Source organism: Granulicella sp. L46 (assembly GCF_009765785.1).
Taxonomy (GTDB): domain Bacteria; phylum Acidobacteriota; class Terriglobia; order Terriglobales; family Acidobacteriaceae; genus Granulicella.
Genome location: NZ_LMUT01000025.1, coordinates 397,808 through 406,803 on the forward strand (window position 1 = coordinate 397,808; position 8,996 = coordinate 406,803).

Genomic DNA, 8,996 nt, shown 5'->3' on the forward strand with positions numbered 1-8,996 from the left:
CGAGCGGGTTGCCGTGTCGGCACGGAGATTGGTGTTCCGCACGCCATTGCGATCGAGAGGAGGGTTCGATCGGTACGGCGGTGGGTTAGTTGAGGAACATGGTGCGGTAGAGGGTGTCGCGCTGGACGGGTTTGAAGCCGGCTTCGCGGATGATGCGGCGAAGCTCTTCTTCCGTTGCGCCGCCCGGTTTGCCGAAGCGCTCTTCGAGGAGAACTGAGCCGACATCGTTGCCACCAAAGCGGAGGCCCATCTGCAGGACCTTGAGGCCTTGCGTGGCCCAGGAGCCCTGGAGGTTGGGGATGTTGTCGAGGTAGAGGCGGCTGACGGCGAGGGTGGTGAGGTACTCGACTGCTGTGGGCTCGGAGACATCGCTCGGAATAATTGCTGTGCTGGCCTGCGCAGCCAGTGGCGTGAAGGCTGTGAAGCCGCCGGTTTCTTCCTGGAGGCTGCGGAGAATTTCGAGATGGTCAATTCGGTCGGCGAAGGTCTCGCCGACGCCGAAGATCATGGTCGCCTTGGTGCGCAGGCCGAGTTGATGTGCGGTGCGATGGACGTTGACCCAATCCGCTGCGGTGCACTTGTCCGGGGCAGCGCGTTTGCGAACCTCGTCGTTGAAAATCACCGCGCTGCCTGCGATCGAATCGAGACCTGCATCGCGCAGGCGGGTAATCGTGTCGCGCAAGGAGATTTGCGATGCGGCTGCGAGGGCGAGAATCTGAGTCGCCGACAGGCCGTGCAGCTGGATTCCGGGAAAACGCTGCTTGATGCCGGTGAAGAGCTCTTCGTAGTGGTCGAGAGTGACCTGCTGCTGGGTGATTGCCGGGACGAGCAGGCCGGTTGCGCCCATGTCTACGGACTTGCGAGCGTTGGCGTACGCGGTGTCGAGGTCGGGGTTTGAGCAGTCGACGAGACGGTCGATGGTGTAGCTGACGACGCCTTCGGGGTGAAGGATGCGGCGGAGCGCGTCGGCCTCCATACCGATGCCGATGAGGTCGTCGGAGGCGAAGCAGTCGAGGGCTTGCTGGCGTGTGATACCCATAGTTAGATTTTACGCTTTGGTATGTGCGGGACGGCCGCGCGTTGGCTCGGGGACGGCGTTGGGGTCGAGGCGGGTGTAGGCGCGACGGAGTGCGCTGTCGATGGCGCGGATGAGGGTGGGAGAGGCGTTGAGGCTCTCGGCGCGCGTAAGTTGCATGCCGAGGGCTGCGGCCTGCTGCTTGAAGTCGATGTCGATGTCGTAGAGGATCTCGACGTGATCGCAGAGGAAGCCTACGGGCTGGAGGACGACGGCTTTGTGGCCGGCGTCGGCGAGCGCCTTGAGGGTGTCGGGGACAGTGGGGCCGATCCAGGGAGCGCCGGCGATGCCCTGTGATTGGAAGGCGAAGAACCAGTCATCGTCGGTGAGTCCGACGGGGCGCAGGGCGGCGGCGATGGCGAGCGCGGTCTGCTTGCATTCGACGGGATAGGGGTCGGGTTTCTGGGCGGCGCCGTAGTGCTGAATGCCGTCAGCGGGGACGGGGCCGCCGGGCTTCTGTTCGGACTGGGCTGCGGGCACGCTGGACATGATGGTGCGGCAGGGGACAGCGTGCGCGGTGAAGAGGATGGGCACCCGGGTTTCCGTGACGGCGCAGGCTTCGGCCCAGGCTGGCCACATGCGCTCGGCGAAGGCTTGGGCGAGGAGTGGTTCGTCGGCCCAGCCGGCGATGAAGTCTACGGTGAAGCTTTCGCCGACGGCGGCCATGAGGGCGCGGCGATAGAGGCCGGTGGAGGTGCGGGAGTTCTGGGGCGCGAGACAGAGGACGCGCACATGCTTGACGCCGTCCGCCCGCATCTGCGCAACAACGTCGGCGATGTAGGGATGCCAGTTCCGCATGCCCACGTAGACGGGCTGACCAAGAAGTTCGCCCAGCATGCGGGCTTGCAGGAGGGTCCAGTGAGTGAGCGGAGGGCCTACGGGCAGGCGGTCATCGCCGAGGCCGGGTTTGGTTTCTGTAAGGCCGATCTGCGCGTAGCGGTGCTGGAGTTCTTCGACGACTTCCTGCGGCATTGGGCGGCCGCCGGTGACCTTCTGCAGATACTCGGACATCTCGCTGAGTTTGTCCGGAGTGCCGTGGGCGAGCAGGAGAATTGCGGTGCGCTGGCTCATGGATTCACCACTCATTTAATGGCGGGCCTCGGAGATCGAATGGAGCGCGTTGGCGACGCCGAACTGCTTGACACATTCGACAACCTGAATGACGTTGTCGACGGGTGTGCCAGGTACGATGCCGTGGCCGAGGTTGAAGATGTGTCCGGGGCGGCCGGCGGCGAGAGCAAGGACTTCGCGAACGCGGGACTCGAGGACGTCGAGCGGGGAGAAGAGGGTGATGGGGTCGAGGTTGCCCTGGACGGCGGTGCCGTAGCCGATGGAGCGCCAGCCTTCATCGAGGGGGATGCGCCAGTCTAATCCCAGAACATCCGCTCCAGTTTCGGTCATGGCGGGAAGCATGGAGGCGGTGTCGACTCCAAAGTAGATGACAGGGACGCCGAGAGCTTTGACGCGCTGCACGAGCTCGGTGGTGGGGGCGAGGCAGTACTGGCGGTAGTCGGTGACGGAGAGGGAGCCGACCCAGGAGTCGAAGATCTGGATGCAGTCGGCGCCAGCTTCGACTTGTTGCTGCGCGTAGGCGACAAGGACCGTGTTGAGCTTCTCCATCAGGAGAGGCCACGCGCCGTCGTTGGCATACATCATCTTCTTAGCCTCGACGTAGTTGCGCGAACTGCCGCCTTCGATCATGTAGCTGGCGAGGGTGAAGGGCGCTCCGCAGAAACCGATGATGCCGAGGCGGTCGCCGTCGGAGCGGGGGGTGGAGAAGTGGGCGGCGACTTTTTCTATCGCGCGCGCAACGTAGCTGAGTTCATCTGCACGGTCGGTGCGGAGGGCCTGGATGTGCTCGAGGGAACGAATGGGGGTGTGGACCTGAGGGCCTTCGCCGGCCACGAACTCGAAGTCGAGGCCCATGGGCGTTAGGGGAAGAAGGAGGTCGGCGAAGATGATGGCGGCGTCGACGTCGAGGCGTTCGGCGGCGGTGATGGTGACTTCGGCGGCGATGTCGGGGGTGCGGCAGATGTCGAGCAGGGAGTGATGCTTACGCACGGCCATGTACTCAGGCATATAGCGGCCGGCCTGGCGGAGGAACCAGACGGGCGTGCGGTCCACAGGTTGGCGGAGACAAGCGCGCACGAAGCGGCTGCTGCCCTCGGGATGCAGGCTGGTGCCGGTCGATTTTGTGTAAATTTCTGACTCGATCAAGGTGGATCAAACTCCCATCTTCCAGCCTAGCATCTGGCGCTGCTCGGACGGAGTGATGCCGGGCGATTGGCGGGCGGTTTCATTGGATGTGATGCAGCAAATGGGCCTCACAGGCAGGCGATCGGTGGCGCGGGATGCCTGGCCTGCAGACTGACGGTAGACTGTTAAGGAGACATCGCACTGTGTCTGTGATCACTGGCCGGTTCCGCGGATTGTGTTCGACACGCTGGGCTCGGCGGCATGGTTGCGAATCGCTTGGTTTGAAATCGCAGAGAGAAGAAGAGACCCCGAACTATATGCCGAATTACCTTGAACTGCCGGTGGGTGAGAGTGCCCCCGAGCTGGTGAATGCCGTCATTGAGATTCCGCTGGATGGCATCAATAAGTATGAGTATGACAAGACACTGCACGTCTTTCGCCTGGATCGCAACTTGTTTTCGCCGGTGCACTATCCCGGGGATTATGGCTTTATTCCAAGCACATACGCCGAGGATGGCGATCCGCTGGATGTGCTGGTGCTGGTGGACTCGCCGAGCTTTACCGGATGCGTATTGCAGGTTCGGCCGATCGGTGTGCTGGATATGATCGATCAGGGACAGCCGGACCAGAAGATTCTTGCCGTGGGCGAGGGCAATCCTCGCTATACGGACGTGGCCAACTACTCGCAGATCTATCCCCATATTCTGCGGGAGATCAAGCACTTCTTTTCGATCTACAAGGACCTTGAAGGGAAGCGGGTCGAAGTGCGGGGATGGGGCGATGCAGCCGCGGCGCGCGCGTTGATCAACAAGTCTATGGCAGCGTTTGAGGACAGGAAAGCTAAGGCCGAGGACAAGAAGGCCAAAGCTTAGCGAAGGTTTTTGGCGTGATGGCGGCTTGTGGATTGTGGCGGAAGCTACAGACGCGAGCCGCCTTTGCTTTCAGGCTTGGGTGCGACGGCGGACTAGTTCAGTGACGCCGTAGACTGCTGCTCCGGCGATGCCTACCGTCGCGGCAAACAGCAGGGCATTGAGGCCGAGGACTTGCTCGTTGCGCGCGGCCCACAGGGCGAAGGCAATCAGAAGGGTGGGCCCGATGCCGACGGCGATGACTCCGGACATGCCTCCCGGAACGCGAAAGGGACGATGAAGATTGGGCTCGCGGCGGCGCAGGACGACGAGCGCGACGAACTCCAGGATGAGCGAAGCGCCATACAGTACGAGGTCTATGGAGATGAGACGCTCGAAGGTGAATCGTAGCGCGAGACCCCAGATCGCCGCGCACGCCAGCACACTCACCCATGGCACGCCGAGCTTTGTGCGGTGCAGAAGGACCTCCGGCGCCTGACCGTCTTCCGCCATCGCAAAGGGCACACGGGTAATGCTCATCATGAGCGGGTTGAACATGCCGACGCCGTTGATCATCCCACCCGCAACGACGGCGAGCGCAAGCAGAGGACCTGCGAGGATATGCGCGGCGTCTGTCCACGCACCGGTGGAGAATTGGTCGGGTGCAAGGCCGGCGAGGGCAACGGCCAGGAGCGGGAGGATGTAGGTGAAGGCGACCAGTGCGGTGGCTCCAAGCATGGCGCGAGGATAGTTGTGCTGCGGATCCTCTACCTCCTGCGCGACCGTGCTGGCGTTGTCCCAGCCCATGTAATTCCACATGGTGACGGAGATGGCGCCGGCGAGATCGGGAACTCCGACGGATTGCAGCAGCGCGCCGGTTCCGTGGCCGTGCCACGTCCAAAGACCCGCGGTGATGAGGATGACAAAGGGCGCGAGCAGGACGCAGAAGAGCGCGACCGCAGATTGGCCCACGGCCTTGGCGCCAGTGAGATTCCAGAGCGTGCATCCGAGAACGACGGCAAGTTTCCAGAAGACGCCGAGATTGCCTGCCGTCCATGCAGGCGCGAGGCGGCCCAGGTAGAGGACAAAGATGGTGGGGTAGATAGCCATGTCGAAGACACTGGCGGCGAGCGATAGCCAGGCTTCTTGAAAGCCCCAGAAACGGCCTAGGGCGCGGCGAACCCAGACGTAGAAGCCGCCTTCCGCTGGAATGGAGCTGGCCAGCTCACCGACCATGAGCGAGGTAGGCAGGCTCCAGATGAGGGGAATGATGGCGAGCAGGAGGAGCGCCCGCCCGTAGCCGGCTTTGCCGATGATGTCTTCGAGGCCATAGGGGCCGCCGGCGACCATGAAATACGTTGCTCCGAGCAGCGGCAGGAGACGCATCTTGCTTCGGGCAGGGAAGCTACGGTGCAAGGGCCGCGTGGCGGACGGGTGTGTCGCGAGGTCGATGGCGGCATTCTCCGAAACTGAGTGTGGGGCGATGCTCCTTGCAATGTATCGCTAAATGGGTGCGGGTGCGCGGGCGGTTCGCCGCGGTGTGGGGTCACAGGCTATAATCAAGCTCTACCCCGCAGGAGAGTTGGCCGAGTGGCTGAAGGCGGCGGTTTGCTAAACCGTTATAGGACCAAAAGTTCTATCGGGGGTTCGAATCCCCCACTCTCCGCCAGCTTGACCTAAGTACTCTAGAATCAGCAACTTATAAGACTGCGAAGTACCCAGTTTCGCCGGAAATTGGGCCTTTTCTGTTTATATAGCGGAGAATGTGGAGAGAAACGGAGAATGCGAATCCCCTGTGTTTACGGGCCCATTCTCTGCACAGTGGGTCTCGGCGGTCTCATCCGGAAGTGAGTAGAAAGCTCCACTGAGATTTCGAATCTCGATCGAGACGAGAGGTGAATTCGAACTCTCAATGGAACAAAAGTTCTATCGGAGGTTCGTATGACTCTCCGACCGCCAGTACTCTTTGATCGTCGGTTTCCAGCCAGAGAATCTGCTAAATCGCCAGCGAAAGCGGACTTTTTTGATGCAAAGTTCGGTCGGGAGAGCCGTTATTTTGGCCCTCGAAGGCGCGCTCAAGCTCAAGGAGATCTCCTACATCCACGCCGAAGGCTACCCTGCCGGCAAGATGAAGCACGGTCCCAACGCCCTAATAGACGAAACCCTCCCCGTAGTCTGCATCGCCACGCAAGACCCCAACGACCCCAGCTCGGTCCTCAAGTACGAAAAGACCCTCAGCAACATCCATGAAGTCACCGCCCGCTCCGGCCGCGTCATCGCCATCGCCATCGAAGGCGACACCCACATCTCGCAGCTAGTAGAGCACGTAATCCACATCCCCCAAACCCACGAGCTCCTCCTCCCCATCCTCGAAGTAGTCGCCCTCCAACTCCTCGCCTACCACATAGCCGTAAGACGAGGCTGCGACGTAGACCAACCCAGAAACCTCGCCAAGAGCGTCACGGTGGAGTAGTGCTATCTCAGCGACGCTTCACCCTCAGGCGTCACGTAGAACCCATCGCCACTTCTTACGCAGAAGCCTTTCTTGACGTTCTGATTGAGAATGTCCGAAGGATTCCCTAAGCGCTGCTGTTGAGCTTCAGCCAAGGCCTTCACCACTTCTGTGGTTTTGATGGTATTTTGTCCCTTACTTTTGAGCCAAACGGCCGCAGCCAAAAAGCGGTTGTTTTGATTTGCGCCAACATTCTTTTGCTTTAGATAAATAGCTAAAGGCACGCTAGATTGATCGCCTACTAACTTTCTATCCTCAGGTTCCTCCTGCGAAGTTGCTGGAAGTAGCCGCTGCAATTCAGTCATGTGTCGAAGGAACTCTTCATATTTCTTATCTACCCACTCGGGCGAACCCTCAGCCGTGAACTTCACCTTACCTACTTCAATTTGAATATGAGCTTCAGCCATGGTGTACTCCAGAGTTTTTGAGTTGCGCGATATTGACAAGTTCCTCGATCAAGACCAGTTTGGGAAATAAACTGGCGAGAATCGCGTTTCGAGGACCTATGCTGGTGCACCGCTCATCAGCCCTCAATCAGCGCAGGGACTTTTGCTTAATTGTGGATAAACAGCGATCGAGGCAAAATGAAAATTACCCGCGGACCAAGTCTCAGTGAAAGTCATGTGACCGCAGTTCCATCGCGCTATCGATTAGTGCAGTCAGCCTCGTAGCTTTCACGTGAATCACGCCATCCTGATTTTGCAGAATACCCTCCACCAACAGGAACTTGCTGCGCACAACTGTCAGACGATCACGTTCATAGAGATCGGGCGTCACGATGACGTTGGCAATGCCGGTTTCGTCTTCCATCGAGATGAAGATGAAACCCTTGGCTGTACCGGGCCGCTGGCGGGCGATGACGCATCCCGCCGCTTTCACAAACTCACCATCCCGGCGGCGGCGAAGCTCCGCGGCCGAGAGCACATGTCTCGACTGCAATTCCTGTCGTCGATAGTGCATGGGATGTTTCCCAACCGTGAGGCCAGTCCCGGCGTAATCGGCGACTAGACGCTCCTCCGTATTCATCTGTTCCAGTGGTAAAGAATTTGAGGCTTCCCGGAGCCACTCGCTTTTCTGTCTAAGCAGTGGTCCTTCCAGTTTGCCGGCGCGTTCTACCTGCCATAGAGCATCACGGCGATGCTCAATTCCATCTAGTTTATTAAGAGCACCCACCCGCGCAAGCACTGTCAGCTCTTTTCGGTTGAGAGCAGGAACGCGCAACGCGAGGTCTTCCGCTGAGCGGAAGTAGCCGTTGTGTGAACGAGTCGTAACGACGGCCCCCGCGGACTGACGCCGCAGACCCCTCGCGTAGCCCAGGCCCATTCGCAACGAGAGCGAACCATCGCCCTCATGTTCGATGGTGCAAGCCCAATCGGACACCTGAATGTCGATTGGCTTCACGCGCAATCCGTGACGTTGCGCGTCTTTCACCAGGACCGCGGGCATGTAGAAACCCATTGGTTGGTTATTCAGGATCGCGCAGGTAAATGCGGCGAGGTACTTCACTTTAAGGTAGGCCGAAGCATACGCAATTAGGGCGAAGCTAGCCGCGTGGGATTCAGGGAACCCGTACAGCGCGAATGAGCTGATGTTCTGAATGATGGTCTCTTGGGTCGCTGCATCAAGTCCGTTGGTCGTCATGCCTGCGCGGAGCTTGCCTTCGAGATTCTTCATCCGCTCCCAGGACCGCCGCATTCCTACGGCGCGACGCAACTCTTCCGCCTCCGCGCCAGAAAAGTTGGCAACTACCATCGCCATGCGTAACAGTTGCTCCTGGAATAGAGGGACGCCTAGCGTTCGCTCGAGTACGGGTTCCAGCGATGGATGCGGATACGTTACTTCCTCTTTCTTCTGACGCCGCCGCATATAGGGGTGCATCATCTTCCCGACGATGGGGCCGGGCCGAATGATGGCGACTTGTACGACGAGATCATAAAAGCGTGTCGGAAAGTTTCGGGGCAGAGACGCCATCTGTGCGCGACTTTCCACCTGGAACATGCCTACGGTGTCCGCCTGTTGCAAGACCTTATAAACATCCTCATCCTCCGGCAGTTGGGCGAGATCTATGGATTCTCCGTAGTGCTGAGGTATCAGTTCGATGCATTCCTTCAGGACGGCCATCATCCCAAGGCCGAGCAGGTCTACCTTGATGATGCCGAGATCGGCGCAGTCTTCCTTGTCCCATTGGACAACGGTGCGACCGGGCATGGACGCACGTTCAAGCGGCACAACGCAGTTCAACTGGCCCTGACAGATGACCATACCGCCCGAATGCTGGCCGAGGTGACGTGGCAAGTCTTGCAGTCGCATACAGAGTTCGAGATACTTCGCGATGCGTGGATGCTTGAGGTCGAACCCAGCATTT

General features: G+C 59.9%; 8 protein-coding genes and 1 tRNA gene. 3 read left to right on the forward strand and 6 right to left on the reverse strand.

Annotated features, from left to right (window positions below; all coding sequences use genetic code 11):
• Positions 1-85: 85 nt before the first annotated feature.
• The 3 genes from GSQ80_RS21670 to hemE are packed head-to-tail and all read right to left on the reverse strand — an operon-like array spanning position 86 to position 3,289.
• Positions 86-1,039, reverse strand: coding sequence for a radical SAM protein (locus GSQ80_RS21670; RefSeq protein ID WP_158789719.1), 954 nt, complete (start codon positions 1,037-1,039; stop codon positions 86-88).
• A gap of 9 nt (positions 1,040-1,048) precedes the next feature.
• Positions 1,049-2,146 (reverse strand): ferrochelatase, encoded by a 1,098-nt coding sequence (locus GSQ80_RS21675; protein WP_158789720.1) that lies wholly within the window; start codon positions 2,144-2,146, stop codon positions 1,049-1,051.
• A 15-nt stretch (positions 2,147-2,161) separates the two neighbouring features.
• Positions 2,162-3,289: a uroporphyrinogen decarboxylase gene (gene hemE / locus GSQ80_RS21680; protein ID WP_254059886.1), complete on the reverse strand. Its 1,128-nt coding sequence runs from the start codon at positions 3,287-3,289 to the stop codon at positions 2,162-2,164.
• Between the two features lie 299 nt (positions 3,290-3,588).
• Between hemE and GSQ80_RS21685 the strand changes: the two genes are divergently transcribed.
• Positions 3,589-4,143, forward strand: coding sequence for an inorganic diphosphatase (locus tag GSQ80_RS21685; RefSeq protein WP_158789722.1), 555 nt, complete (start codon positions 3,589-3,591; stop codon positions 4,141-4,143).
• 69 nt (positions 4,144-4,212) lie between these two features.
• Here the strand turns inward: GSQ80_RS21685 and GSQ80_RS21690 are convergent, their stop codons facing one another.
• A complete protein-coding gene (locus GSQ80_RS21690) occupies positions 4,213-5,505 on the reverse strand; it encodes an APC family permease (RefSeq protein WP_158789723.1) in 1,293 nt (430 codons plus the stop codon).
• Positions 5,506-5,695: 190 nt separating this feature from the next.
• On the opposite strand from GSQ80_RS21690, the gene GSQ80_RS21695 reads away from it, so the two are divergent.
• Positions 5,696-5,788 (forward strand) — tRNA-Ser (locus GSQ80_RS21695).
• A gap of 354 nt (positions 5,789-6,142) precedes the next feature.
• On the forward strand, positions 6,143-6,592 hold the full coding sequence (locus GSQ80_RS21700; RefSeq protein WP_371315753.1) for an SIS domain-containing protein: 450 nt from the start codon (positions 6,143-6,145) through the stop codon (positions 6,590-6,592).
• A gap of 2 nt (positions 6,593-6,594) precedes the next feature.
• Here GSQ80_RS21700 and GSQ80_RS21705 read toward each other — a convergent pair whose 3' ends face one another.
• Entirely contained in the window at positions 6,595-7,038 is a 444-nt protein-coding gene (locus GSQ80_RS21705) for a hypothetical protein (protein WP_158789724.1), read from the reverse strand.
• A 202-nt stretch (positions 7,039-7,240) separates the two neighbouring features.
• On the reverse strand, positions 7,241-8,996 hold a 1,756-nt coding region (locus tag GSQ80_RS23555; RefSeq protein ID WP_371315754.1), incomplete at its 5' end, for an OB-fold nucleic acid binding domain-containing protein.

Excerpts from the sequence above, each read along its gene's own strand:
- GSQ80_RS21670 (WP_158789719.1), bottom strand. The coding sequence starts at position 1,039 with ATGGGTATCACACGCCAGCAAGCCCTCGACTGCTTCGCCTCCGACGAC.
- GSQ80_RS21675 (WP_158789720.1), bottom strand. The coding sequence starts at position 2,146 with ATGAGCCAGCGCACCGCAATTCTCCTGCTCGCCCACGGCACTCCGGAC.
- GSQ80_RS21685 (WP_158789722.1), top strand. The coding sequence starts at position 3,589 with ATGCCGAATTACCTTGAACTGCCGGTGGGTGAGAGTGCCCCCGAGCTG.
- GSQ80_RS21690 (WP_158789723.1), bottom strand. The coding sequence starts at position 5,505 with ATGCGTCTCCTGCCGCTGCTCGGAGCAACGTATTTCATGGTCGCCGGC.
- GSQ80_RS21705 (WP_158789724.1), bottom strand. The coding sequence starts at position 7,038 with ATGGCTGAAGCTCATATTCAAATTGAAGTAGGTAAGGTGAAGTTCACG.